26 protein-coding genes are annotated in these 25,890 nt (G+C 58.9%); 10 read left to right on the forward strand and 16 right to left on the reverse strand.

What is annotated here, in order from left to right:
• Positions 1–48: 48 nt before the first annotated feature.
• A complete protein-coding gene (locus ASD54_RS17365; RefSeq protein ID WP_062555860.1) occupies positions 49–327 on the reverse strand; it encodes a hypothetical protein in 279 nt (92 codons plus the stop codon).
• A gap of 119 nt (positions 328–446) precedes the next feature.
• On the opposite strand from ASD54_RS17365, the gene ASD54_RS17370 reads away from it, so the two are divergent.
• On the forward strand, positions 447–713 hold the full coding sequence (locus ASD54_RS17370; protein ID WP_062555861.1) for a hypothetical protein: 267 nt from the start codon (positions 447–449) through the stop codon (positions 711–713).
• Between the two features lie 227 nt (positions 714–940).
• Here ASD54_RS17370 and ASD54_RS17375 read toward each other — a convergent pair whose 3' ends face one another.
• The 5 genes from ASD54_RS17375 to coxB are packed head-to-tail and all read right to left on the reverse strand — an operon-like array spanning position 941 to position 6,530.
• Positions 941–1,984, reverse strand: a complete 1,044-nt coding sequence (locus tag ASD54_RS17375) for a c-type cytochrome (RefSeq protein WP_062555862.1) — start codon at positions 1,982–1,984, stop codon at positions 941–943.
• Positions 1,984–2,625, reverse strand: a complete 642-nt coding sequence (locus ASD54_RS17380; protein ID WP_062555863.1) for a cytochrome c oxidase assembly protein — start codon at positions 2,623–2,625, stop codon at positions 1,984–1,986. Before ASD54_RS17380 ends, ASD54_RS17375 begins: the two co-directional genes overlap by 1 nt.
• Positions 2,622–3,005 (reverse strand): hypothetical protein, encoded by a 384-nt coding sequence (locus ASD54_RS17385; RefSeq protein WP_062555864.1) that lies wholly within the window; start codon positions 3,003–3,005, stop codon positions 2,622–2,624. The genes ASD54_RS17380 and ASD54_RS17385 overlap by 4 nt, the downstream gene beginning before the upstream one ends.
• Before the next feature lie 4 nt (positions 3,006–3,009).
• Positions 3,010–5,529 (reverse strand): cytochrome c oxidase subunit I, encoded by a 2,520-nt coding sequence (gene ctaD, locus ASD54_RS17390; protein WP_062555865.1) that lies wholly within the window; start codon positions 5,527–5,529, stop codon positions 3,010–3,012.
• Positions 5,526–6,530 carry a cytochrome c oxidase subunit II gene (gene coxB / locus ASD54_RS17395; protein ID WP_244484785.1) on the reverse strand — a complete coding sequence of 335 codons (1,005 nt, stop codon included), beginning with the start codon at positions 6,528–6,530 and terminating at the stop codon, positions 5,526–5,528. Before coxB ends, ctaD begins: the two co-directional genes overlap by 4 nt.
• 240 nt (positions 6,531–6,770) lie before the next feature.
• On the opposite strand from coxB, the gene ASD54_RS17400 reads away from it, so the two are divergent.
• Together ASD54_RS17400 and ASD54_RS17405 are read left to right on the forward strand one after the other, a co-directional pair.
• A complete protein-coding gene (locus tag ASD54_RS17400; protein ID WP_062555866.1) occupies positions 6,771–6,968 on the forward strand; it encodes a hypothetical protein in 198 nt (65 codons plus the stop codon).
• A 35-nt stretch (positions 6,969–7,003) separates the two neighbouring features.
• Positions 7,004–7,564 carry a type 1 glutamine amidotransferase domain-containing protein gene (locus ASD54_RS17405; RefSeq protein WP_062555867.1) on the forward strand — a complete coding sequence of 187 codons (561 nt, stop codon included), beginning with the start codon at positions 7,004–7,006 and terminating at the stop codon, positions 7,562–7,564.
• 71 nt (positions 7,565–7,635) lie between these two features.
• Here ASD54_RS17405 and ASD54_RS17410 read toward each other — a convergent pair whose 3' ends face one another.
• The 7 genes from ASD54_RS17410 to ASD54_RS17440 form a co-directional block, all read right to left on the reverse strand.
• Entirely contained in the window at positions 7,636–8,685 is a 1,050-nt protein-coding gene (locus tag ASD54_RS17410; protein ID WP_062555868.1) for a DNA topoisomerase IB, read from the reverse strand.
• A 91-nt stretch (positions 8,686–8,776) separates the two neighbouring features.
• Entirely contained in the window at positions 8,777–10,468 is a 1,692-nt protein-coding gene (locus ASD54_RS17415) for a sensor histidine kinase (protein WP_062555869.1), read from the reverse strand.
• 258 nt (positions 10,469–10,726) lie between these two features.
• Positions 10,727–12,232 carry a tripartite tricarboxylate transporter permease gene (locus ASD54_RS17420; protein ID WP_062555870.1) on the reverse strand — a complete coding sequence of 502 codons (1,506 nt, stop codon included), beginning with the start codon at positions 12,230–12,232 and terminating at the stop codon, positions 10,727–10,729.
• Between the two features lie 10 nt (positions 12,233–12,242).
• Positions 12,243–12,704, reverse strand: coding sequence for a tripartite tricarboxylate transporter TctB family protein (locus ASD54_RS17425; RefSeq protein WP_062555871.1), 462 nt, complete (start codon positions 12,702–12,704; stop codon positions 12,243–12,245).
• Positions 12,705–12,937: 233 nt separating this feature from the next.
• Positions 12,938–13,918, reverse strand: coding sequence for a tripartite tricarboxylate transporter substrate-binding protein (locus tag ASD54_RS17430; protein ID WP_062555872.1), 981 nt, complete (start codon positions 13,916–13,918; stop codon positions 12,938–12,940).
• A gap of 212 nt (positions 13,919–14,130) precedes the next feature.
• On the reverse strand, positions 14,131–15,504 hold the full coding sequence (locus ASD54_RS17435) for a sigma-54 dependent transcriptional regulator (protein WP_062555873.1): 1,374 nt from the start codon (positions 15,502–15,504) through the stop codon (positions 14,131–14,133).
• Entirely contained in the window at positions 15,501–17,288 is a 1,788-nt protein-coding gene (locus tag ASD54_RS17440) for a sensor histidine kinase (RefSeq protein ID WP_062555986.1), read from the reverse strand. The genes ASD54_RS17435 and ASD54_RS17440 overlap by 4 nt, the downstream gene beginning before the upstream one ends.
• A 431-nt stretch (positions 17,289–17,719) precedes the next feature.
• Here ASD54_RS17440 and ASD54_RS17445 point away from each other — a divergent pair, with 431 nt between their 5' ends.
• Together ASD54_RS17445 and ASD54_RS17450 are read left to right on the forward strand one after the other, a co-directional pair.
• The gene (locus ASD54_RS17445; protein ID WP_062555874.1) at positions 17,720–17,932 is read left to right on the forward strand and encodes a hypothetical protein; all 213 of its coding nucleotides are present in this window, start codon (positions 17,720–17,722) and stop codon (positions 17,930–17,932) included.
• A 180-nt stretch (positions 17,933–18,112) separates the two neighbouring features.
• Entirely contained in the window at positions 18,113–18,307 is a 195-nt protein-coding gene (locus ASD54_RS17450) for a hypothetical protein (protein WP_062555875.1), read from the forward strand.
• A 2-nt stretch (positions 18,308–18,309) separates the two neighbouring features.
• Here ASD54_RS17450 and ASD54_RS17455 read toward each other — a convergent pair whose 3' ends face one another.
• Complete coding sequence (locus ASD54_RS17455) at positions 18,310–18,816, reverse strand: ferritin-like domain-containing protein (protein ID WP_062555987.1); 507 nt, start codon at positions 18,814–18,816, stop codon at positions 18,310–18,312.
• Between the two features lie 97 nt (positions 18,817–18,913).
• On the opposite strand from ASD54_RS17455, the gene ASD54_RS26985 reads away from it, so the two are divergent.
• Both ASD54_RS26985 and ASD54_RS17460 read left to right on the forward strand, forming a co-directional pair.
• On the forward strand, positions 18,914–19,072 hold the full coding sequence (locus tag ASD54_RS26985) for a hypothetical protein (protein WP_165134491.1): 159 nt from the start codon (positions 18,914–18,916) through the stop codon (positions 19,070–19,072).
• Between the two features lie 92 nt (positions 19,073–19,164).
• Positions 19,165–20,658 carry a phospholipase D-like domain-containing protein gene (locus tag ASD54_RS17460; protein ID WP_244484786.1) on the forward strand — a complete coding sequence of 498 codons (1,494 nt, stop codon included), beginning with the start codon at positions 19,165–19,167 and terminating at the stop codon, positions 20,656–20,658.
• Here ASD54_RS17460 and ASD54_RS17465 read toward each other — a convergent pair.
• Complete coding sequence (locus tag ASD54_RS17465) at positions 20,632–21,582, reverse strand: UPF0104 family protein (RefSeq protein ID WP_244484787.1); 951 nt, start codon at positions 21,580–21,582, stop codon at positions 20,632–20,634. The genes ASD54_RS17460 and ASD54_RS17465 overlap by 27 nt on opposite strands.
• A 90-nt stretch (positions 21,583–21,672) precedes the next feature.
• Between ASD54_RS17465 and ASD54_RS17470 the strand changes: the two genes are divergently transcribed.
• From ASD54_RS17470 to cydB, 3 genes are all read left to right on the forward strand, one after another.
• Positions 21,673–22,488, forward strand: coding sequence for an endonuclease/exonuclease/phosphatase family protein (locus ASD54_RS17470; RefSeq protein ID WP_062555877.1), 816 nt, complete (start codon positions 21,673–21,675; stop codon positions 22,486–22,488).
• A 218-nt stretch (positions 22,489–22,706) separates the two neighbouring features.
• Positions 22,707–24,134, forward strand: a complete 1,428-nt coding sequence (locus tag ASD54_RS17475; RefSeq protein WP_062555878.1) for a cytochrome ubiquinol oxidase subunit I — start codon at positions 22,707–22,709, stop codon at positions 24,132–24,134.
• Complete coding sequence (gene cydB / locus ASD54_RS17480; protein ID WP_062555879.1) at positions 24,124–25,128, forward strand: cytochrome d ubiquinol oxidase subunit II; 1,005 nt, start codon at positions 24,124–24,126, stop codon at positions 25,126–25,128. The genes ASD54_RS17475 and cydB overlap by 11 nt, the downstream gene beginning before the upstream one ends.
• A gap of 113 nt (positions 25,129–25,241) precedes the next feature.
• Here cydB and ASD54_RS17485 read toward each other — a convergent pair whose 3' ends face one another.
• Positions 25,242–25,811, reverse strand: coding sequence for a helix-turn-helix domain-containing protein (locus ASD54_RS17485; protein WP_062555880.1), 570 nt, complete (start codon positions 25,809–25,811; stop codon positions 25,242–25,244).
• Positions 25,812–25,890 lie beyond the last annotated feature (79 nt).

The following is a 25,890-nucleotide window of genomic DNA, read 5'->3' on the forward strand; positions in this document are numbered from 1 at the left end:
CGCATCCGGCCAGCAAAGCAAGAAGCGCTATGGCACCAATCGTCCGTTTCATTGTGCTCGCTCCTCTTGATGACGGCCTTGCGTCTTCGTTCGGTCCATGGAGACGATCTTGTCGACCGCTGCGATATCCGCCTCAGCGGCACCGGGGATAGGATCGGCAGCGATTGCTTCCAGGACCTCAGGCGAAATCGCGCCTTTTCGGATGACATATTCAAGAGCTTCACGCGTATCGCGCTCCGCCTTGAGTTGAGCGTAAAGCGCAAGAATGAGACGGTCCCGAATGTCCTTGCCCGGGGAAATTTCACCCAGTGCGGCATGTCCTGCCATTGTGCGTCCTCCAGAGAGTGTGTTGCAGAGTAACTCAGCTGTTTACGGCATTGTTCCCAAATCCCTGCAGGGCACTATCTCGCTCCGATGCAGTCACTTCTCAATCGAAGGAGCCACGAATGACCGCTTTGACACCGGAAGAACTCGAAGGACGCGTGAATGCACATCGAGAGCTGATGATAGACCTCGTTGCAGCGCTCATGGGCGGAGACCGCGCCATTGACCGCTTCATCGCCAGTATCCGCGATGACGCGAGCTATAAAAATCATGAGGAAGATCCGGGCGTCATCCCGACCGAAGGCCTGGTGCTCGAGGCAGGAATGGCACGCGAGATCCGGTCCATTGTAGAGGCAGCACGGGCCCGCCATATGGCTGCAAATTCTTAAGAGACTGTCATTTTTCAGACAGAGTTTCGGCCCATTCTTCACACCTGTGGCAATTCTGTGGAACCTGAAAACGGAAGGAGCGTTTTGAGGACACACAGTCAGGGAGAAGTCGTCATGTCACGCGAATGGGTTGAAGCCGCCAGTTTCGTTTTCGCAGTCGCAGCTTGCTACATGTTCATCGTGCCGGTTTGAGCGGCCTGAACGTCCTGTGCTGCGTCGGATCATTCTTATTTCGACGCGAAATAGGCGCCGACATTCTCGATGTCTGCGTCGGTCAGATTGTTCGCCACTGGAAGCATGAGGTGCCCAAAAACAGTTCCTCCACGGTGCTCCTGACGGAACAGGCGTAGCTGATTGGTCAGATAAGGCACACTTTGGCCTGAAAGCTTGGGGTAACTCGGGTTACCATCCGCCCGCTCGTGGCAGGTGAGACACGCCGGAATGCGATCTGCCGCTCGCCCCTTTTCAGCAAGTTCGCGGCCCTTATCGATATCAGCTCCTCGAGGATTGGCGTCATGGTTTGCGACGCTACCACGCTGCATGCTGGCATAGTCTCTGGCGAGAGACGCCAATTGTTCTTTCGACAAACCGGCAATCGCCGTTTGCATCACGCCGCTCAGACGTCGACCATCCGCATAGGCAAACAGGCTTTCCCGCAAATAGGTTTCCGATTGACCAGCGAGGCTTGGAATCAGGCTTTTACCGTTCAGTCGCTCTGGCGCGTGGCAGGACTGGCAGTCCAGCACGGCATTGCTGCCGCCAGTCACATCCAGCCCGGCCAACTGGCGATAATCCTCCGCCGACATCTGCGGAACCTGCTCGAGAAACGCCACCATCGACCACACCTCGTCTTCCCGATGCGGGGCTGGCCACGCAGGCATGCCGGTGAAACGCACGCCGTCTTGAACGATGTGAAACAGCTCAGCTTTCGTCCACTCAGGTACCTTTTCTTTCAGGTCGGGAGGTTCGGGCAGCATGTTGCGGGACACAGCGGAGCGCTCCTCAGCCGGAGACCCATGGCAGAAGGCGCAGCCCTGCTCATAATGTCCGGCGGCCAGTTTCAGCATTTCGGGATTATCGAAAGGCGGCGGCTCGGTTTGCAGGGCGGCTGTTCGGACCGAGTTGCGCATCACCCAGTGGAGAAACCAGTCCGTGACCGCCCAATGCCCGCCGCGTGCTCCAACGCCCATCAGCCCTGACCAGGCAAACCCGAAGCCCAGGATAACCGCGGCCAGAAAAGCAAGAAGGACGTGTTTCCAGCGAACGACCATTAGCGATCTCCCAGGGGGTTTGGTTCAGGTTCACGTAGCGTGCGCCCAAGCAGCGCAACACCACCGGCAAGATAGACGGCCGCTCCAACCATCAGCATGATGACCGCGCCGATCTGCTGGTCCTGACCGGCCGACAGCACGATCCCGAAACAGGTGACTTCACCAGCCCCGTAAAGCGGACGCGGCGACAACGCCAGAAGCGCCCCCAGGAGCGTCATGTGCATGGAGGTGAAAAGCAGGCCGAGAACGCCGCCCAACCGCTTGCTGTCACGTTCGGGGTCGGTGCCGCCAAGACATGCAAGCCACAGGATCAATCCGGCAGCGAGGAAGCATGCCTGTTCGAGAACTCGAGCCAGCATTGATGTTTCGGCCCATTCACGCGCGGCAGGCAAATGCCACCCCCAGACGGTGACCAGTTCCAGCATGGAGGCCGTGACGGGCGTGAGTAGGCGACTACGCGATACGAAATCGAGACTGCCTCCTGCCATTCCATAGGCCATGAATGGTGCGGCAGCGGCGACCACCGCCATGTGCACGATCATATGGATGGAAAAGGATGTCTTGTCGCCGAGTGCAAGCAAAAGCCAGGCAAGCGCCACGATCAGCAATCCGGCGACAAGGCACGATCGCTTGACGGTCATGATTGACACTCCGCCAGAAAGATCAGCGGAATTGCGGTATAGATCACGGCCACGAAACTCAAGCCGCAGAGAAGCAGCGTGGCAAACCCCTGAAACAGCTTGCGGTCATCGCGGGTCGGCTCGTCATGGGGCGGATCGCCAGAGCCGAACCCCCATTGTCGCCAGGCGAGATAGCCTGCCAGCACGATGAAGGCGAGCGCGACAAATGTCAGGCCGCCGAGCAGCCATCGAAGGTCCAGAAAACCAAGCCCGAGAAATCCGGGTTTGGCGCAGTAGATGGCGGCGGCAACATAACAGACAAGAAAGTGGAGCGCCCACACGGCAGGGGCCGTGAACAACGTCCACAATGTTTCGACTTCGCGCGGAATGAAGCTCTTCATCGCTTCACCTCAGTTCCGGGAAGAGGCCGATGGTGAGATAGGTCACCACGGCGGTAAACACCATGAAGTGCCAATAGAGCACCACATTGCAGAGATCCTGATCGTAGTCTGCCGTCAGGTAGCCGGCATAGCTGCGTGCCAGACAATAGAGTTGCATGATGAGAGCCACAGCGCCGTGCGTCGAGGTCCAGATTGCGAGGATCCAGACGGTGGCGGGGTACACATGCAATGTCGGCTCCATGGCATGCTGGTAAGGCCCCATCAGACCGGCTGCGACACCGGCGATCGTCAGCAGGAAGGAGACAGCAATCGATAGCCGCATCGTGGAGGCGAGATTGCGCGTGTTGGCAAAGCGCGCCAGAAGCATGCAGCCCCAGGCAATCACGAACAGCGCCGCTGCCGCCAGCGGCCATTGCCAGCCTGGACCGACCTGCCCTCCCGTGAAATCATCATGGATCGTCCAATAGAAGAAATAGCCGAAGATCAGGCTAGCAAATGCGGTGCCATCACCCACCATGGTGATGAACATCGCCCACCAGCCGACGGATGCGGGACCTGATACATAGAGCGGAAAGCGTTCCCCAAGTCCTGCATCGCGCATCTCTGCTTCCGGGATCTGCGCCGTCCCCGTCCACAGCCAGTAGAGAATGGCAATCAATGTGCCGATGGCGCAGATGATCGTGGTCCACCACCATTCGTAGGTGAGTGCAATGAAGACACCGCCCAGCAGGAACGCGGCGATCATCGTGACATAGGATGACCCTCCGACGCGCAAAACCTGCTGTGGCGCACCATCCAGCACTGATGTCACCAGCGTTTCGCGATGGCCCGTCTCTGCGTCTGGCAGATAGTAGCGGCCATCCTCGATGTTCTTTCGCAGATCAGGCTGATCCCACAGCGGATACCTGCTTTTAATGATGGGAATTGAGCGAATGCCCCAGCTTTCCTCATGCTGGTTCAACCACTCCATCGTGCCCGCATTCCATGGATTGGGCTTGGCTGGCGCCTGTCTGGTCTTTGGCCGTACAACATCGGCCACCACGATCAGGAAGCCGGCCGCAAAGACGAAGGCGCCGACGGTGGAGATAAGGTTGAACCAATCCCATCCCATCTCGGCGGGATAGGTGAACACTCGCCGGGGCATGCCGCGCAAGCCGGCGAAATGCATGGGGAAGAAGGCGACGTTGAAGCCCACGAACATCAGCCAGAAGGCGATCCTGCCCCAGGTATCCGAGAGCTTCTTGCCGTTGAAGAAGGGGTAGAAATAATAGATGCCCGCCGTGACCGGAAACAGCATGCCACCGATGAGCACATAGTGCAGGTGAGCAACGATGAAATAGGTATCGTGTGCCTGCCAGTCGAAAGGCACCAGCGCCACCATGACGCCGGTCAGGCCGCCGATGATAAAGATGGCAAGGCCCCCTGCCCCGAACAGCATTGGTACCGAAAAGATGACCCGGCCCGCCAGCATGGTGGCAATGAACACGAAGATCTGCACGCCGGTGGGGATGACAACCGCTTCCGATGCGGCTGAAAAGAAGGCCAGCGAAATTTGCGGGAGGCCGGTGGTGAACATGTGGTGGACCCAGAGCCCGAAGCTCAGGAAGCCGGTGCCCACCGCCGCCAGAACGATCCAGGAATAGCCGACGATGGGTCGCTGCGAGAAGGTCGGCACGATCATCGCCATCAGCGCGATGGCTGGCAGGAAGATGATGTAGACTTCCGGGTGGCCGAAAATCCAGAAAAGGTGCTGCCACAAGAGCGGATCACCGCCGCGCTCCGCATCGAAGAAGGGCCAGTCGAACATGCGCTGCATCTCGAACAGCAGATCCCCCGCAATCAGTGGCGGAAAGGCAAACAGGATCATGCCTGCCACAATGAGCAGGTACCAGGCAAAGAGCGGCATCATATTGACGCGCATGCCGGGAGCGCGGCACTTCATGATGCCGACGATCAGTTCCACAGCAGCAGCGATCGATGCCACTTCGATGAAGGATAGCCCAAGTAGCCAGATATCGGCGCCAATGCCTGTCTGCTCCTTGTCGGTTGCAAGCGGCGGATACATGAACCAGCCGCTATTGGGTGCAGCACCGAAGAAGATCGAGCCACAAACGAAAACACCACCGATCGCAAAGCTCCAGAAGCCGAAGGCGGATAGCCGAGGAAACGGAAGCTCGCGCGCGCCAAGCATCGACGGCAAAAGAAAGATCGCGACGGCTTCGAAAATCGGCACCGCAAACAGGAACATCATCACCGTGCCATGCAGGGTGAAGGCCTGATTGAAAAAATTGGCGCTGAGAAAGGTATTCTCTGGAACGGCAAGCTGAAGCCGGATCAAGAGCGCGAGAACGCCTGCAAACAGCATGAAAATGAAGGCCGTACAGCCGTACCACAGGCCGATTTCGCTATTGTTGACCGATGTCCAGTAGCGCCAGCCCGAGGGGGTTTTCCACACGTCGCGCAGGCGCTTATCCTGCGCCTCGCGTTGATCCTGCGGAAGGAGGGGGCCAAGCTTGCCGGTCATTTCAGTCCTTTCAGGTAAAGGCTGATCGCCTCGACTTCCGCCTGTGGCAGCATGTTGTAGGAGGGCATATTGACGCCCGGCTTGATGAGATCAGGGTTCTTGATGAAGCGGATCAGGTGACCGGTCGTATTGGGCAAAGTCCCGGCGGCAAGCGTTGGCCGTGTTCCAAAACCGGTCAGATTGGGTCCGATAGCACCTTGCGCTGGCGTGCCATCAATCGCATGGCAGGCCCCGCACCCGTTCTTGAGGAACGCGTCAAGCCCCCCGGCATCGGGTGTTTGGGCCGCTGAAACCGGCGTTGGGCTCGCCTTGGGCTGCAGCCAGTCCTCGAACGCTTGCTTTTCCAGAACCTCGACGGTGAAGGCCATCAGCGCATGAGCCGTGCCACAAAACTCAGCACAGACGCCACGATAGCTGCCGGTCTTCGTGGCTTCGAGCTGAAGATTGTTCATTCGTCCCGGAATGGCATCCATCTTTCCGCCAAGCGAGGGAATCCAGAAGGAATGGATGACGTCCTTTGCCTTGAGGACGAACAGCACGCGCTCATCGACCGGCATGAACACTTCATTGGCGCTCTCGCGCAGCACCTGCCCTTTGTCATCGAGATAACGGACTCGCCACCAATATTGCTCGGCGGTGATTTCAATGCGGCGCAAACCTTCGCCCTCGCCCGCAAACCAGGGCCGCATGGCAGGCATCAACCAGACTGCATAGGCAATCAGGCCCGCCAGCACCACAACGGGAAAGGCAACGCCACCAAAGACGATGATGCCGCCTGCGCGGCGTTCGGTCAGCGGTTGCGTCTTGAAGCGACCGGCAAACAGAAAGGCACCCATGACGCAGAGCCAGATGAGGCCACCGCCTGCAACCATGACCCAGAACAGGGTCGCGACCGCTTCCGCTTCCCGACCAGCAGGATCGAGCGCCGATTGAACGCCGCTGCACGAACTCAGGCCAAGAAGACAAATTGCAAGAGAAACAAGACGGAGGTGATGGATCACCTCTCGTGATCGGTTGGCCGCCCCTGCCAATCGCTCAACATTCATACTGCCCCGGCTCAATCAGAGAAAGTTTGATCATCCCTGATGACCGCACCAATGCCCGTAAACGTTGGCCTGCCAACTTTGTTCCCGACATCGGATCCGTTTTTTAACAGGAACCTAAATTACACTTTGCGGGTTTGATCACCGCAAGAAGGCAGCAAGATCTTCGCCACCACAGACGGCCATGGGAGAACGACGATGGAAAATCTGGTGAAACGCTTGAGAGAGTTCTGGAGCAAAAGCGGCAAGATGGACATGCCAACAGGTGCTGATCGCCCGCACTTGCATGTTGTCTCACCGGAAAGCGTGAGCCTGCCTTTCCCACGCAAGCCGCGCGATCAAATCAGCGTACCGGCTTCCATCAATGGTCGTGACCTTTCGACCGGACGTCCTTGACACAAGTTCAATCACTGACAAAGGATTATATAAATATGACTGACATTGGTTCCGCACGTATTCTTATTCTCGCAACCGACGGCTATGAGCGCTCTGAACTGCGCGTGCCTCTGGAAGAGCTGCGCAGGCATGGTGCAGATGTAAAGATCGCCTCGCTGAAGCCCGGCGAAATCAAGAGCTGGGACGAGAAGGATTGGGGCGACACCGTACCGGTTGATATCACGGTCGATCAGGTCAAGCACGATGACTATGACGCGCTGGTCATCCCGGGCGGGCAGATCAACCCGGATATCCTCCGCACGGAAGAAAAGGCGGTCGACATCGTCCGCAACTTCATCAAGACCGGCAAGGTGGTTGCGGCTATCTGCCATGGCCCATGGCTGCTGGTAGAGGCCGATGCTCTGCGCGGCCGCAAGGCGACCTCTTACCATTCGATCAAGACCGACGTGAAAAACGCGGGCGCGTCCTGGGAAGACAAGGAAGTCGTGACCGATAACGGCATCATCACATCCCGTTCCCCGAAAGATCTTCAGGCCTTCGTGGCAAAGATCGTAGAAGAGGTCCAGGAAGGTCGCCACAAGCGTCAGGCTGCCTGAGCATCTCAACGTCTAGCAAAAAGGCCGCTTCCGTAGCGGCCTTTTTCGTATCAATCATCAAGCTCAGTCGATCATCCGGCGTTCGACAGCTTCAGGAAAGCGCGCAGCCACTGTTCCTCGGCGCGCAGGCCGCGCACTTTTGCGTCGGCGGCCAGAGGTTTCTCCATAAGGCGCTGGAGCGGCGAAATGTCTTCCGCGAGCGCAAGAACCGTCGGGTGGATATAGCTGTTTCGGCATACGGCAGGCGTGTTCTGCAGCCTTTCGGAAGCGGCATGAGTCAGCATCTTGATGCGAACCTTCTCACCCTGTTTGACGGCGCGGGTTGCTGCGGTGAAGGCCGCGAGAGAGCCGCCCCAGGTCCGAAAAGTCTTGGCTGAAACCGTCAGGCCCGCGCAGGACGCTAGATAGGAATTTAGGCGACCGGAATCCACAGGGTGGGCCACGCCCTCTTCATCCAGCCAGGAAAAAAGCTGCCGGCCCGGCAAATCGGCGATCTGCTCGAACAGGCGCTGCAGCTTCGGATGACGGATGGTATGGCGCACGCGCTTGCCACCCTTGGCGGTAAACTTCAGCAGTACTCCATCTTCGCTGAAGCTCATATGCCGCTTCAGAAGCGTCGTCGCCCCGTAGGTCTTGTTCTGCTTGGCGTAGGCCCGGTTGCCGATGCGAAGGTGCGTGACATCCAGAAGCGAGACCAGAGCCGCGAGCACAGCCTCTTGCCGATCAAGTCCATTCAGGAGATCGCGCTCGATCCGGCGCCGGATACGCGGCAGTGCATCGGCGAAGGAACCGAGCTGGTCGTATTTCAGCTCACTGCGAAAGGTCTGCCACGCAGAGTGATAACGGTATTGCTTTCGCCCGCGCGCATCCAGCCCGGTTGCCTGAAGATGGCCGTTCGGGTCCAGGCAGATCCAGACATTTTCATAGGCTGGCGGAAGACCGAGCGCCGAGATACGCTGTTTTTCGGGTCCTTCGCAGAGAAGCGATCCGTCGGGCATCCGGTAGCAGAAGCCCTTGCCCCTGCGCAGGCGCCGTATCCCCGGCTCCGCATCGCTGACATAGACGAGGCCGATCGTATCCAGAAGTGGTTTTGCGGGTTCAAGCGTGCTTGTGACATCCATGTGCGCCAAACGCCGGATGTTATTGCTTCGTTCCTCTACAGGAAATGTGTAATTTTGAAATTCCGGTTAGGGATGACGACAGTGCCCGAAATCAGGCGTCTTCCTTTTGCGCCTCTGTCGGGCAACGCTCGAAAACACGGCGCGGACCGGAGAGTGTCCAGCGGAATCCGTGTTCCGAATAATCAACTTCCACATGCCCGCTGAATGCCGCCGCCGCATGCCGTTTGATGATCGTCGTTCCGAAACCGGTCGTTGCGGGCTCCTGCACAGGCGGACCATTTTGCTCGACCCAGTCGATGATGATGCGTGGCTCCCCCTCCTCGGCCTCGTCAACCCTCCAGCTCAGCGAAACCCGCCCTTCCGGCGCTGACAAGGCACCGTACTTGACCGAGTTGGTCGCCAGTTCGTGAAGGATCAGACCGAGGTTCTGCACGGCTTCGGCGCGCAGAACAAAATCCGGACCGGCAACATCCACCCTGCTTTGAGCTTCGGCGAAGGATTCAAGATGCTGTGCTACGACGCGCATCAGTGGGACGCCTGCCCATTGCTCCTGCGCCAGCATCTCGATGGATCGGCCAAGACCCTGCAACCGTTCGCCAATGGCGCTTTGAAACGCGTTGATATTCGTTTCCTTGCGCGCCAACTGGCGCATCATGGCCTGGATTAGGGTCATGATGTTCTTCGTCCGGTGCACCAGCTCTCGCATGACCAGATGCGCGCGATCTTCAGCCTCGCTACGATCGAACGAGGCATTGGACAGTGCAATGGCAACCTGGTTGGCCTCAGCTATGCGCGTCTCTACCGGAGATACGATTTCACCCCGGCCAATCCGCTCTGCCATTTCCGCGATTTGCCGGATGGGCGTCCGCAACTGGCGCCCGAGCAGATAGGCGATCAGTAAACCAACGGTCAGGAAGGTGGCGCTGCCGATGACGAAGTAGCGCCATGTCGAAACGATGGTCGCCTGAGCCGTGCTGATCGGACCCCAGACAACGATCTTCCAGTCCCAGGGCGAAAGCTTGGCATAGCCGTACATTAGTCGGTCGCTGCCGTTCACATCCTCTATGGTTCCGCTATTGCCGGTCATCAGGGCTTGCGTGGCAAAGGATATCGGCGGCGGATCTCCGGCGGCTGCATTTGTGGCAGTCACCACATGGCCCCGCCTGTCCAGAACGCCGACAGACCACCCCTTCGGCAAACCCTCGGTGGACATCAACCGCTGCAGGTCCTCCGCATTCTGGGTGAGGATGAGCGCTGCGGCCCCTGAAACACGCGCAGGTCCGTCGAGCGGCAGAATGACGTTGAAGACCCAGCGCTTGCTGGTATTGCCAAAAAAGATGTTTGACACCTGGATACGGTCCGTCTGCCTTGCAAGCGTAAAGGTCTCCTGGTCGGATAACAGGGGCAAAGGTGTTCCATAGTCGACGCGGGTATTGAGAAGCTGCAGGCCTTTCTCATCGGCAACCAGAACGTAGCGGGAGCTTCCCCGAAGACTCATCTGCGTTCTGTTATGAAAGCCGCCAAGGTCGTTCGTATCGAGTTCCGGGGATGTGGAGATCAGCTTGAGAGTCGTGATTGCATCCCGCAACTCCTGATCGATGGCGCGCGCAATGGTGCGGGCATCGTCCTGCGTATCAGCGTTGAGAATGGCGCGTTGCTGCGCTTCCAGCCGCAGAATGAGGAAGATCACGAAGGCAATCAACGGCAGGGCAATGACAGCCGCCAATGCAACCAGATAGGCTCCAATCGGAGCAGTCGGCAGAAGTCCCGAAAACCTCTTCATGTGGAGAGGTTACGTCCTGAAGCCTTGGCTGAACATCACCATCATGGCGATCATCGTCTCTATCCCCCCGCAGTGGTGCTTCCGGCGACCTATTCGATACTTCTATCCGAGATCGCTCACGGAACCAAGAGAGGTTCACCGTACAGGATACAATGTGACAACGTATTGGTTCAAATACGTCACAACTCTCACCTGTAAAACGAAAACGCCGCCGCTCTGGTAAAAGAGCGGCGGCGGTTTGTTTGACTGTCCGGCAGACTATTCTTCGTCCTGGAACACTTCCTCGCGCTTCTTGCGCACACTCGGCAGCAGCACGACGACCAGAACACCCAGGGCTATCACCAGCAGTGTCGCGCTGATTGGTCGCGTCAGGAAGGTGGTCGGATCACCGCGCGACAGGATCATGGCGCGACGCAGGTTTTCCTCCAGAAGCGGCCCCAGCACGAAGCCGAGCAGAAGGGGCGCCGGTTCGCACCGCAGCTTGACGAGGACGTAGCCGATGAACCCGAAGAAGGCGACTGCATAGAGATCGAACACGTTCGAGTTGACGCTGTAGACCCCGATGGAGCAGAAGGCCATGATGATGGGGAAGAGCACGTAGTACGGGATCGTCAGAAGCTTCACCCAAAGCCCGATGAGCGGCAGGTTGAGCACGACCAGCATCAGATTGCCGATCCACATGGAAGCAATGATACCCCAGAACAGGGCCGGTTGCTCGGTCGCGACGTTCGGACCGGGAACGATGCCCTGGATGATCATCGCACCGACCATCAGCGCCATGACCGGGTTTGCCGGAATGCCAAGCGTCAGAAGCGGAATGAACGAAGTCTGGGCACCGGCATTGTTGGCCGATTCCGGACCCGCGACGCCCGCGATCGCGCCATGGCCGAATTCCTCCGGCTTCTTCGAAACACGCTTTTCAACCGTATAGGATGCAAAGGCGGCCAGGATCGCACCGCCACCGGGCAGAATACCCAGAGCAGAACCGATGGCCGTTCCGCGCAGCACCGGCGCAAACATTTCCTTGAAGTCCGCCTTCGTCGGCAGAAGGCCGCTGACCTTCGACATCAGGACGGTTCTGTTCTTCTCGCCTTCAAGATTGCGCAGGATTTCCGCGATCCCGAAGACGCCGACAGCGACAGCGACGAAGTTGAGACCGTCCGAGTATTCGCGAATGCCTAGCGTGAAGCGCGGCGTGCCGGAGTAGATATCGGTGCCCACAAGCCCGAGCAGCAGGCCGAGAACCACCATGGCGAGCGCCTTGATGATGGAGCCGGATGCAAGCGCGATGGACGAGACGAGACCGACCACCATCAGCGAGAAATATTCCGCAGCACCAAACTGCAGGGCGATTTTCGTCAGCGGCGGAGCGAAGATGGCAACCAGGAAAGTGGAGACCGTACCGGCGAAGAAGGAGCCGAGCGCGGCGATGGCCAGGGCCGCCCCTGCCCGCCCCTTGCGCGCCATCTGGTAACCGTCGATGGCGGTCACGGCGGAAGAGCTTTCGCCCGGCATGTTGATGAGGATGGCCGTAGTCGAGCCACCATATTGCGCACCGTAGTAAATGCCGGCGAGCATGATGAGCGAGGAAACCGGCTCCAGCTGAAACGTGATGGGCAGCAACATCGCGATGGTCGCGGTCGCGCCAATACCCGGCAGGACGCCGATCAGGGTTCCGAGAAGAACACCGATCAGGCAGAAGAACAGGTTTGCCAGCGACGTTGCGGTGGAGAAACCAAGTGCAAGATTACTGAAAAGATCCATCGGCTATCTCCTAGAAGCCAAGCCAGGGGCCGAATGTGCGGAATGGAAGGCCGAGGCCGTATTCGAACACCAGGACCGAAAACACTGTCAAACCGGCCGAGAGCAGGATCGCCAGAATGGGCGTCATTCTGGATGAGGCGAAACTTGCAATGAAGGCCGTGAGGAACAGCGACGGCACGAAACCGAGCCCGCGAATGGTCAGGCCGAAGAAGATCGCGGACGGCAGGATGAAGAAAAGCCCTCGCCATGCAATCGGGCCGATGCCCTCATGTTCGACGCGGAACGCCTGAAACAGAATAATGCCACCCAGCAGCACGAGCGCGCAGGCCAGCAGGAACGGAAAATAACCCGGCCCCATGCGAAACGCCGTGCCCAGTTCCAGATCCAGCGACTCGAAGCCGAAAAACAGCCCTATGGCGACAAACAGCGCGCCACAGGCGGCGTTTGTCTTGTCAAATTCAACAGATTTCATGATGCCTCCCCAGAACGCCGGGCATCCTTCCGGACACATTGACGACGCTCTAACCCTTTGAAGCTCCCCGCATTGTGCTCGCCGGGATATCGATCCCTTATTCGGAGACAGATGCGTCAGACGTGGCAGGCGACAGGCAAGCGTCATGATCCGCATGACACACAGTTCGAGCCAGCCGCGAGAAGAGAAGTGCCGCACACCTGTTCCCAGAGTGTGCGGCAATCAAGTCGATGTCAGTCCGCGTACTGGCCTGCAGCCTTGATCACCGGCTGCCAGCGAGTGATTTCACCCTCGAGCTTGGCTTTCAGGGCAGCGGGCGTGGCATCCGCTTCAGGGGACGGCACGGTTCCAAGTTCAGCGAAGCGGGCAACGACATTCGGATCCTTCAGCGCCACCTTCAGCGCCTTGGACAGACGCTCGTTGACAGCGGCAGGCGTTCCCTTCGGCGTGTAGACACCATGCCAGATGCCGACTTCAAAGCCAGCCAATCCTGCTTCGACGGCCGTCGGTACATCCTTCAGGACGTCAAGACGCTTGGGCGACGTCACGGCATAGGCCTTGATCGTACCGCCCTGGATCTGCTTCGTCGTATTGGTCGTCTGGTCGCACATGATGTCGACCTGACCGCCCAGAAGGTCGGTCATCGCAGGGCCCGTACCCTTGTAAGGCACAGTGACCAGAGGGGTCTGGATCGCGCTCATGAACATCATGCCGCACAGGTGGGATGCGGCACCGATACCGGCATTGGCTACTGTCACCTTGTCCTTGTTGGCCTTGGCGAACTCGATGAGACCCTTGAGATCCTTTGCTGCCATGTCCTTGCGGGTCACGATGGTCATCGGCACGTCAGTGACGAGACCAACATATTCGAAGTCCTTCAGCGTATCATAGGGCAGCTTGCGATAGAGGGTCGCGCTGGTTGCCATCCCGATGTGGTGAAGGAGCAGCGTGTAACCATCTGCATCCGCCTTCGCCACGCGGCCGGCACCGAGTGTTCCGCCAGCGCCGCCGACGTTTTCGATGATGATCTGCTGACCGAGATCCTTCGACATGGATTCTGCAACAAGGCGTGCAACCGTATCGGTCGGGCCACCTGCAGAGAACGGCACGATCATGGTAATCGACCGCTCAGGGTAACCGGCAGCCTGTGCAACGGACGAGAAAGCAACGGCGGCAAATGCAGTTGCGCAAGCGAGAGCCTTAAAAAGCTTCATGGTCATCCTCCTCATGACAATCGACGGTGTCGCGGCTCCTCCCGCAACGACCGGATGGCGACTATGTGGCTGAGGATCGTGGGCGCGAGCAACCGCTTCCTGCCACCGAATGGTCACAAGTGTGACTGTCCCTGCGTGATCATGGGTGGATTCCGCCCCAAGCCCATCACCCCATGTGTGGATTTCCACCCATCACGCCGTCAATTGGTCCATCAGATCTCTTCGCCCAGTTCCGCAAGCCCGTCCGGAGACAGAAGTTTCTTGTCGAGACCATACTTCTGCATTTTCTCGTAAAGCGTCTTTCGGCTGATTCCCAGCTGCTCGTAGACGGGTTTGAGGGCGCCGCCATTGGCCGAGATTGCTGCGGCAATGATGTTCCGTTCGAACGCCGCAACACGGTCGGCCAGGCGACCGCTCTCCGGCTTGACCAGCGCGCCGCCATCGCCGGGTCGCATGTCCAGGCCAAGAACGAGACGATCGGCTGCATTGCGCAATTCACGGACATTTCCCGGCCAGTCCCGTTGCGCAACGGACATGACCACTTCCTGCGGCACATCCATGTCTTCCCGGCCATAGCGAGCCGCCGCCTCGCGAACGAGCTGCAGAAACAGAAGCGGGATGTCCGCCCGGCGTTGTGCCAGAGAGGGGACCCGCAGGGTCACCACGTTCAAACGATAAAGGAGATCGGCGCGGAAGCGGCCCGCGGCAACCTCTGCCTCCAGATCCACCTTGCTCGTTGCAATGAAACGCACATCGAGTCCTACCGGCTCATTGGAGCCCAGCCGGGTGATGACCCTTTCCTGCAGGACGCGCAGGAACTTCGCCTGGAGATCGATGGGCATGGACCCGATTTCATCGAGCAGGATCGTGCCGCCCCGCCCGTGCTCGAACTTGCCGTAGCGAGGTCTGAGCGCGCCGGGAAACGCGCCTGCCTCATGCCCGAAAAGTTCGCTCTCGATCAAGGTTTCCGGCAGCGACGCGCAATTGATGGCAATGAAGGGACGGTTGGCGCGGGCGCTGACATCGTGCAAGGCGCGCGCCACCACCTCTTTGCCGACCCCTGTCTCGCCAATGATCAGCGTATCGGCATCCGCGGCACCGATGGCGCGGATCTGGTAGCGAAGATCGACCATGACCTGCGTACGCCCCGGCAGCCGAGTCTCGATATCGTCGCGCTTGCCCGCGACTGCGCGAAGCCGCCGATTTTCCAGCACCAGGTTGCGGCGGTCCTGAGCACGGCGCAACACGCCAGCCAGATGCGACGTAGTGAACGGCTTCTCGATGAAATCATAGGCGCCCTCGCGCATGGCCTTGACGGCCAATTGCACATCGCCATGACCGGTGACCAGAATGACGGGGATTTCGGCATCCAGTTCACGGACACGCTGCATCAGGGTCATGCCGTCCATGCCGGGCATGCGAATGTCGCTGACGATCACGCCCTCGAAGGAGTAGCCGATGAGTTCCAGAACCTGTTCGGCACTCGCAAGGGTCTGGACCTGAAAGCCGGAAAGCTCCAGCGCCTGGGCTGTGGAACGGCGAAGCTCCTCCTCGTCATCCGCCAGTAATACACGCTGCATGCTCACTCCGCCGCTAGGCCCACCTGCCCGGTTGCCGCCATGAGCGAGATCGTGAAGACCGCCCCGCCATCCGGGTGGTTCGCGACGCTCAGGCTGCCACCGAAATCCTTGATGATGTTATAGGATATGGACAGGCCGAGTCCCAAGCCCTTGCCAACACCTTTGGTGGTGAAAAACGGATCGAAAATGCGCTCGCTGATCGCCGCCGCGACACCCGCGCCATGGTCGCGTACGCGAATATGCACCATCTCATCCACATCGACCGTCAGTTCGATACGCCTGTCGTCGAGACCTTCGACCGCATCCGCTGCATTGGTGATGATATTGACCAGAACCTGCTGCAGGCGAATGGACCCGGCGAGTACGGGCGGGATATCGCGGGGAAGCGACATATCGATCTCCGCCTGCGCGCTCTTCAGGCGGGTCGAGACAATCTCCAGCGTATCGCGGATGACGTCATCCAGCGCCACGCCGCTCAGTTTCTCGTTCGGTTTGCGCGCAAAATTGCGCAGGTGACGCGAGATGGAGGCCATCCGGTCGATGAGCGCCGAAATACGCCGGATATTGTCGCGCGCTTCTTCGAGCCTGCCACGCTCGATCAGGACATCCGCACTGTCGGAATAGGTCTTGGCTGCCGCGAGCGGCTGGTTGAATTCGTGGGAAAGTGCGGCCGACATCTGGCCAAGACCCGCAAGCTTTCCGGCCTGGATCAGGTCTGCCTGTGTCTGGCGCAATTGAAGTTCCGTTGCGCGGCGTTCGGCGATCTCTTCCTCGATGCGGGTGTTGACCCGCGCGAGATCCGCTGTGCGCTCCTCGACCCGGCGCTCCAGTTCCACTTGGGCGGCCTCCTGCAGATGCAGCCGCTCGTCCAGCCGTGCGCGGCGCTGCATCAGGATTGCAACACCGAGGCCCACCAGACACAGGACCAGCAGAACGGCAATCACGACGGTCTGGGCCTGCGCCCGCGCCGAGGCCGTATCCGTAAGCACATTCACGGTCCAGTCCGCATCCGGCATGCTTTGAGACAGCACCAGGTAATCGCGCGTTCCACCGGCTTCGGCAACGCTCATGATCCGGTGGCCATCCTCGACGCGTTCGGTGAAGGGAAGCGGTTTCAGCACGGCATCGGAATAGCGGCGTGAGGCGGAGGTTCGGGCAATTCTCTCTTCGGTGAGCGGCAGGATCGAATGATAGAGCCAGTGCGGGCTGCCCGTCATGAAAATGATGCCTTCGGGATCGGACACGAAGATGCGTGCATCCCCTCCTTCCCATGAGGCTTCCAGCACATCGATATCGACCTTGAAGACGATCACGCCCCGAACGATGCCGCCAATCTCGATGGGCGAAGAAAAATAATAGCCGCGTTTGGCCGATGTGGTGCCCAGCGCATAGAAGCGGGCCTGCTTGCCCTTGGCCGCCTCCTGGAAATAGGGACGGTAGCTGAAATTCTGGCCAATAAAGCTGGTGGGCAGGTCGAAGTTACTGGCGGCGATCGTCTCGCCGTCCATTGTCAGCATATAGATGTCGGAGGATTTCAGAAGCGCATTGATGTTGGCGAGATAGAGATTGGTGGAATGACGGCGGATCAGGTTGTCCGGCTGGAGAATCAGGGCCTCGATGTCAGGCTGATCTGCAATCAGCGCCGGTAGTGCCTCATAACGCTTGAGGTGCCCCTCGAGCGCCGACACGGCCAGCCTCAAGGTGGTACCGCCCTGCGTCGCTGCTTCGGCGAGATAGCGCGCCTTGATGATGTCGCCGCCGTGGATGGCGAAAACGACACCGATCAGGATAAAGCCGACCAATGCCGACAGATATCGCTTCCCCAACCCTTATCCTCCTGGTCCCGACTAGGGTGAGGACTCAATCATGTTATTGAAATGGCACGATGAACGGCAAGAATATGCGAGAAGAGGCTCGATGGATGGGTCCCATACCCATTCGAGAGCCTCGACAAAGCAGATTGAAGCCGTTCGCGTGTCCTTTGGATATGGTCGATCCGGCGACCTACTTCGTTGAAAAGCCTCGCCGGTGCATAAGCAACGCCTCAAGTTTTTCGCCTTGTATCTCATCCGGATCGCCTCACACCATTTCAACAAGATGATTGGGTCCTCACCCTAAAGGGTGGCTGAAATCTCAGGCAGATACAAGTTGCTTCGGAAACGGGATCAATTGGCGCAGCAGGCGGTTTGGTGAGCGTAAGCCTGAAACGCAGGAGATAAGAATGGCCAATGCAAGTTCGAAACATATCGGCGCAAGCTCACACGGAAAGCAATCTGGCGCCGGCGCTATGACCGATCTCGACAAGGATAAGGTCAACGATAACATGATTCTATCCAATCGCGACAAGGCTCAGCATTCCCGCGAACGTGGGCTCGACAGCAAGGCGATCCAGACCGAGCAATATCAGGATCACGATTCCAACAAGCTTTCCTGAGTAACAGGAAAAAGGCCGCACCTTCACGAACACTTCGGATTTCGTGAAGATGCGTCCGGTTGCATTCCTCGTTGATAAGCGTACACTCATATTACCGTCGATTGATTGAACGGGCATCGGCGGCTGGAAGACCGTGGCCCATGCGCCCGGTGACTTTCGCCCTCCTCATGGAGGCGAGATATGAATTTTGACAAATCCACACTCGAACCACGCGACCTGGAGTTTCTCCAGTCGATCTTTGACGGCATCAGACAAACAAAAGGCATAGAAATCCGGTCAAGCGATGCAAGCCACATCGCAGCACAGATCATCGAACTGTACCAGGCCGGTGTGCGTGATCCGGATGAGTTGACCCAGCGTTTCAAGGCGCGATGAAGTCATCGCTTCGCGATGAGGTCGCGTTCCTCACGCATGAGATAGAGGCGGGTCACGCCGTCCAGATAGCTCTCTATCCAGTCAGCCATGGCTTTCTCCTGTTCGATAATCTTACCCAATACATCGACAGCCTTGCCGTCGCCGATCTCGTCGGCGGCTGCATAGAGTACGCGATACGTGGCGATTTCCGTATGCTCGAAGCTGTAGATGCTGGTGCAGATACGCACGATCTCGTCACTGGCAAGCAGGCCGGTGAGACCTTGCGCGGTCGCCGACAGTTTGCTGGCGACATCCTTCAGCACTGACTGCGGACCGGGTGCACGCTCCATCAACTCCCGCAAAGATTGGGCCTGGTCTTCGGTTTCACCAAGATGCTCCTGCAACCGCTCGCGCAGGTCCGGATAGTTCTCGATGCGGCCGATCTGGCTGCGCAGCATGGTCGCGCCCTGAACTTCCATGGCATGCGCATCACGAAGCCAGACGGCGAAATGATCTCGAGCATGGGTCATTGCATTCTCCTTTTTCCCGAACCCGCCAACCAGCATTCGGCCGGAACCATTTCCACTGATGTGGGTTGGTGTCAGCAGAAACCAAGAGGAAAAGTGGATGTCCGATCCCCGCGATCCCAGCGAGCAGCCTCCTATGCCGGCGCCCACATGGGTGCCCGAACCACCCATCGAGGAGCCGGAACCCGACCGTCTACCGGACGAGGAGCCGGTTCCGAACCCGGATGAGACGCGCGATCCCCCCATGCAGGTTCGCTAAAGAAAAGCCCTTCGCCATCCACCATCGGCCGCCACGGAACCCGCGCGCGGCCGATGCGTTGTTGCGGCACGGATAGCGAAGGGGTGAAGACCGTGGACTACAGATCATCGGCAGAAACGGATACATCGGCAACAGGCAGCATCGTTCAGCCTGGCCGCAATGCCTGGCGCAGTTCAAGATGCGACAAGGCGGCATTCCTGATCGACGGTGCGGAATACTATCGCAGGCTCGAGCAGGTTCTCTACAAGGCTCGTCATTCGATCTTCATCGTCGGTTGGGACTTCAACCCCCATATCCGCCTTCAGCCCGAGGTTCCTGGCAGTCCGACGCTTGGCCAGATCCTTCGCCAGCGTGTGGATTCCCAGCCGGATCTCATCGTCCGCATTCTGGTCTGGGGCATGGGACCGGTCTATTCCGGCAAGAGCCTGAAGATATTCCGCAAGACGGGCTGGAACGACCATCCCCGCATCATTATGGAATTCGACTTCCGCCACCCAATCCGCGCCAGCCACCATCAGAAGATGGTCTGCGTCGACGATACGGTTGCCTTCCTCGGCGGCATAGACCTGACCGCCCGCCGCTGGGACGATCGCAATCATTCCATTCCGAACAAGCTGCGCTGCTCGCCGGATGGAACCTGCTACGGCCCTGTTCACGATGCGCAGTCGATCGTATCCGGCGATGCCGCAAGGCTGGTGGGCGATGCATGCCGCAAGCGCTGGAAATGGGCGACGAAGCAGGAACTGGCGCCTGGCCAGCCAAGTTCTGACGATCTCTGGCCGACGGACCTGGCACCGGTCTTGACCGATTGCCCCGTCGCCCTTGCTCTCACCGAACCGCTGAAGTGGAACGGTCGCCGCGGACGTCGCGAAGCCATCCAGCTGACGCATGATGCCCTGCGCGCCGCGCGGAACCACATCTATCTGGAATCGCAATATCTCGCCTCCTTTGCCGTTGCGCGCACGATCATGGATCGGCTTGCGGAGGCGGATGGACCGGAAATCATTATCCTCGTGACCCAGGAATCGCACGGCTTTCTGGAAAAGCTGATGATGGGCCATAATCGGACCCGTCTCATCCGGCGCATGAAACGTCATGACCGCTATAATCGCCTGCGCGTCTATTATTCGGTGACACAGGATGAAGAAGGCAAGGAGACGGAAATCATCGTCCATGCCAAGCTTGTCATCATCGATGACCGTTTCATCCGCATTGGATCATCCAACCTCAATAACCGATCCGAAGGTCTGGATACGGAATCCGATCTGGCGTTCGAACCCGAGAAGGCAGAAGATCGAAAGGCTGTCCTCGATCTTCGTCATGATCTCCTCGCTGAACATCTCGGCTCGACGCCGGAAGCCGTTGCCAGCCTTGTCGAGGAAACTGGCTCGTTGATCCGCACGATCGAACGGCTGAACAATCAGCGTCGGGGCTTGCGTCATTTCAACGTCGATGTGCTGCACGGAGAGACGGATTCGCTGATCGGCACCTCGCTGATCGATCCGCGCCGACCCTTCTGGCCATTCCGCCAGTTGAAGGTCGGCACGCGCTGGGCATTGTCACGCCTGATGCGCAGCTTCACCTGACGGCTCGGAACGACCCGGACCTTCCCGGCGCGCCAGAATCTCTGTCAACAGAAACAGCGGCGCGCCGATGAGAAGCGGCACGAAGTAGTAGAGAACGCGGAAAGCAACCAGAGACCCAATGGATGCGCCGGCAGGCAGCACCATCAGCATGGTCGCCTCCAGAACCCCCAACCCTCCCGGGACATGGCTGAGCATGGCGGCAATCGTTGCTGTTACATAGGCACTTGCCACTTGCAGATAGCCCGCATCGGTGAAGGCGGTCAGCAGTTGATGCAGAGCAGCAGCTACGAAGCCGAAATTGACCGTCCCCACAGCAATTTGCGCGATACACATGGACGTGGTCGGCATTTCCATGCGGAAGGAGCGGAATTTCAGGGGTGGGCGACCCCAGATCGAGCAAATGACATAGGCAACCGGATAGGCAAGAAATGCCAGCCCCAGCAGTTTTCGCGGACCGGGATCAAGCTGCAGGATCGTCTCTCCGGTCGGGGGCATCAAGATCAGCGCAATGGCCGCCAACATGCTGAGGCCCAGCAGAACGGTCGCACCGCAGAACAGAATGACTTTCGCAACCTCATCCCCGCTCAGTCCCCAACGCGTGTAGAACCGATACCGGACGGCGCCGCTTGAAAGAGCGGCTCCCCCCACATTGTGGCCGATGGACAGGGCACAGAAAGATGCGAGCGCCGCCCTTGGATAGGCCTGCCCCTTTCCGACATAGCGCAAGCCCAGATAATCGAAGAGCGAGAGGCAGATGTAGGATGCAATGACGCAGAGGAAGCCGGTTATGATCCGGTAGGACGGAATTTGCGATAGTGAGGATGTAATGTCCTCCAGACTGTAGCGACTGAGACTGCGATACACCAGAACGAGCGCCACACAGATGATCAGCAGAATGAGTATACGAAGAAGATGCCGTCTCACGATGTCTCCTCGTCCTTCCGTTTCGTCGCAAAGGACCGCAGTTACAGGGTTTGAGGGAACGAAACGCAGCCTCAAGGGGTTCCCCGCGTCATGATCGAACCTGACATCAATACGGCGCCTCGGAGCAGCCGGACCATTCGAATTCTCTCATATAACGTTCACAGCTGCGTGGGCACCGACCGAAAGCTCGATCCAGGTCGCGTCGCGGACGTGATCGCGTCGTTGAAGCCGGATATCATCGGCCTGCAGGAACTGGATGTTCGCCGGCGTCGAAGCGGCGGCATCGACCAGGCGGAAGTCATCGCCAATCGGCTGAAGATGGATTTTCATTTTCACCCGGCTCTCAGCGTCGAGGAGGAGCTCTACGGAGATGCGCTTCTGACCGCGCTGCCGGTGCGGCTGGTCCGGGCGGGCGGCCTGCAATCCTATGGAGAACCCCGCGGAGCAATATGGTCTGAGGTCGAGGTGGGCGCAGTGAAGGTCAACGTCTTCAACACCCATCTTGGCCTGTTGCGACGCGATCGCCTGCGGCAGACGGAAGAACTGACAGGCTCGGACTGGATCGGTCACCCCGACTGCGTGGATAAACCCCTCATCGTGATGGGCGACTTCAACTCCATTCCGTCATCCGCAGCCTATCGCAATTTGCTGAAACCTCTGCAGGATCCCAAGCAGCAGACGGGACGACGCCCCGATCCGACATTTCCCTCGCGCTTTCCGCTGTTGAGACTGGACCATATCTTTACTGCAAATGGTCCGCGCATCCTGTCCGCTGAAGCCGTCAGGAACGAGGCCACCCGGATCGCATCCGACCATCTGCCCTTGCTGGCAGTTGTGGAAGTTTCTGCTCAATCTTTGATTAATCTTGCAGGATACGGAACAATGATGCCGCCGAGCCGTTTTTAAGCTGTCGCACAGGCGAGAGCCAGAGCGGCAGCGTCATAGAACCTCCCCCCTTGGGCGTCCCCTCGTTTTTCGAGGAGGCGCCCTTTCTTTGACATAGCGCAATACGTGCGACCATTCGCGCCTGCGGCCAAACTTCCTATTGCTAAACGTCAAGCGACAGCCACATAGCTCTCATTAACAGGATTTCGGGGGACGAGGTCCACAATGAGGGCGAGACAATGTTCGAGCACTTTGACGCAACGCTTCTGGCGCGAATCCAGTTTGCGTTTACCGTATCCTTCCACATCATCTTTCCAGCCTTCTCCATCGGGCTTGCGAGCTATCTGGCCGTTCTGGAAGGGCTGTATCTGTGGACGAAGAAGCCGGTCTATCTGGAACTTTTCGATTTCTGGAAAACGATTTTCGCGCTGGCCTTCGGCATGGGCGTGGTATCCGGCATTGTCATGTCCTACCAGTTCGGCACAAACTGGAGCGTCTTTTCGGATAAGGCAGGGCCGGTGATCGGGCCGCTGATGGGTTATGAAGTGCTTTCCGCCTTCTTCCTGGAGGCGGGTTTCCTCGGTGTCATGCTGTTCGGACGAAAGCGTGTCGGCCCCGGCCTGCATTTTTTCGCAACCCTCATGGTGGCCTTCGGGACGCTAATGTCAGCAACCTGGATCCTGTCGGTGAACTCGTGGATGCAGACCCCCGCTGGCTTTGCCATGAATGACAAGGGGCAGTTCGTGCCGACCGACTGGTGGGCGATTATCTTCAACCCGTCCTTCCCCTACCGCTTCACGCATATGGTTCTGGCTGCCTATCTCACCACGGCCCTGGTCGTTGGTGCCGTCGGTGCCTGGCATCTGCTGCGTCGCACCGCTCCCTTGCGCGCGGGCACCATGTTCTCCATGGCCATGGGTATGATTGCCGTCGTCGCGCCAATCCAGATCTTCGCCGGGGACATGCACGGCCTGAACACGCTGGAACATCAGCCCACCAAGGTCATGGCCATGGAAGGCCATTTCGAGAGCCATCCGGATGGAGCGCCGCTCATTTTGTTCGGCATCCCCGATCAGGAAAACCAGCGGATCGATTATGCCGTGCAGATCCCCAAGCTTTCGAGCCTGATCCTGAAGCATGATCTGAATGCCCCGCTAAACGGTCTGGACACCGTTGCGCGTGACAAGCAGCCGCCGGTCGCAGTCGTGTTCTGGTCATTCCGGGTCATGATTGCATTGGGCTTTGCCATGCTGGGTCTCGGTCTCTTCAGCCTCTATTGCCGTTTCCGCGGCACGCTGTACCAGAACGCATGGCTGCATCGTTTTGCGCTCGTCATGGGTCCGGCAGGTTTCGTTGCTGTTCTGGCGGGCTGGATTACCACCGAAGTCGGTCGCCAACCCTATACGGTCTACGGCCACCTTCTGACGGCGGATTCAATCTCGCCAGTCTCCGCCCCGGCTGTCGGCGCCTCGCTTGTCGCCTTCGTCATCGTCTATTTCCTCGTCTTCGGTGCCGGCACCTTCTACATCCTGCGCCTCATGGGCCGCCTGCCGCGTGACCCGGAACCGCATCTGGGCCAGGGCCCGATCCGCAGCGCGGGCATTACGCCTGCCCCGGCACTTGCCGAAAACCATGCCAAACACGGAGGTGCCCATCATGGAGCTTGATCTTCCCTTCATCTGGGCAGCCATCATTGCCTTTGCCGTTCTCGCCTATGTGGTGCTGGATGGTTTCGATCTCGGTGTCGGCATCCTGTTTCCATTCTTTCCGGAAAAGCATGACCGAGATGTCATGATGAATTCCGTCGCGCCCGTGTGGGACGGTAATGAGACATGGCTTGTCCTGGGCGGCGGTGGACTTCTCGCAGTCTTCCCGCTCGCCTATGCCACCATTCTGCCAGCCCTTTACGCGCCACTGATCGCAATGCTTCTGGCCCTGATCTTCCGCGGTGTGGCCTTCGAATATCGCTGGCGGACAAAACGGGCCGAATGGCTGTGGAACTGGGCCTTTGCCGGTGGCTCCACCGTCGCTGCCTTCACGCAAGGGGTGGCGCTTGGCGCACTCGTGCAGGGCATTCCGGTTGCCAATCGCGCCTATTCCGGCGGCTGGTGGGACTGGCTGACGCCCTTCTCCATCATGACGGGCTTTGCGCTCCTGATCGGTTACGCGCTGCTTGGAGCAACATGGCTGGTGATGCGAACGACGGGAGAACTTGCAGAACGGGCGCGCTGGTTTTCATTCGTCACGGCCTTCGGCACCGTGGCCGCCATGGGCATTGTCAGCCTGTGGACGCCATTCCTGAAACCTGAATATCTCGACCGGTGGTTTCTCTATCCCGGCGCCCTGTTTACGGTCATCGTTCCGCTACTGGTCGCCGCTGGACTATACGGCATTGTCACGGGCCTGCAGCACAAGAAGGACACCCGCCCGTTCCTTTGCGCGCTGGGCCTTTTCGTGCTGGCCTATATTGGCATCGGCATCAGCTTCTACCCCTATATCGTGCCGACCTCCGTCACTATCTGGGATGCGGCAGCCCCGGACGAAAGCCTGAAATTCCTGCTGGTAGGAGCCGCCGTGCTCGTCCCGGCCATCCTGATCTACACGTCCTATGCCTATTGGGTCTTCCGCGGGAAGATCGATCCGGAGGAAGGCTACCACTGATGGCAGGGACGAAAGTCAGGCAAATTCTCTGGTTCGTCGGTCTGTGGATGGCAGGCGTTCTGGCCGTCGGCATCGTCGGCCTCATCATCAAGCTCTGGCTCGGCGCATAAGGTTTAAAGCCGCCGGGTCAGCGCAATCACATAGCGCGCTTCTACCTTGCCCGGATTGAAGAACACGCACGGCTGCGGCGATCCCAGTTCCAGGCAATCCCCCTGGCGAAGGTGATGGACCACCTCACCCTCGGCGAATTCCAGTTCACCGCCGGTTACCCAGATCTGCTGCCGTTGAAAGGCGAAGGCGGAGGCCGGATAGGGAATGCGAACGCCTGCCGGAAGAGTAACCTCCAGCAATTCCAGACCGTTGCCGGTTGCCGGAGAGATAGCGCGGCGCGTATAGCCCGTTTCCGGGTCTTTCCAGATGGCCTGTCGGTCGACACGCATCAATCTTTCGCTTGCCTGCTCGGCCAGCGCCAGCAATCGCGACAGAGGCAGCCCGAAGGCGCCGGACAGCCGCCCGAGAACCGTCGCGGTCGGGCTTGCCTCGCACCGTTCGATCTTGCTGATCATGGCTTTCGAGACGCCGGAACGCTCGGCCAACTCGCTCAGCGACCAGCCCCGTTCCTCCCGCTCCAGCCGGATACGTTCTGCAATCGCCGCCGCTGTCTGCTGTTCATGCAGATCCATCTTGCAATCCTCAAATTTCGTCTCCTATAGTAGACGAAATGAAATCTATAAGAAACACCCGGCCGACCGTAAACGGCAC

The organism is Rhizobium sp. Root149 (assembly GCF_001427345.1).
GTDB classification, from domain to species: domain Bacteria; phylum Pseudomonadota; class Alphaproteobacteria; order Rhizobiales; family Rhizobiaceae; genus Neorhizobium; species Neorhizobium rhizoryzae.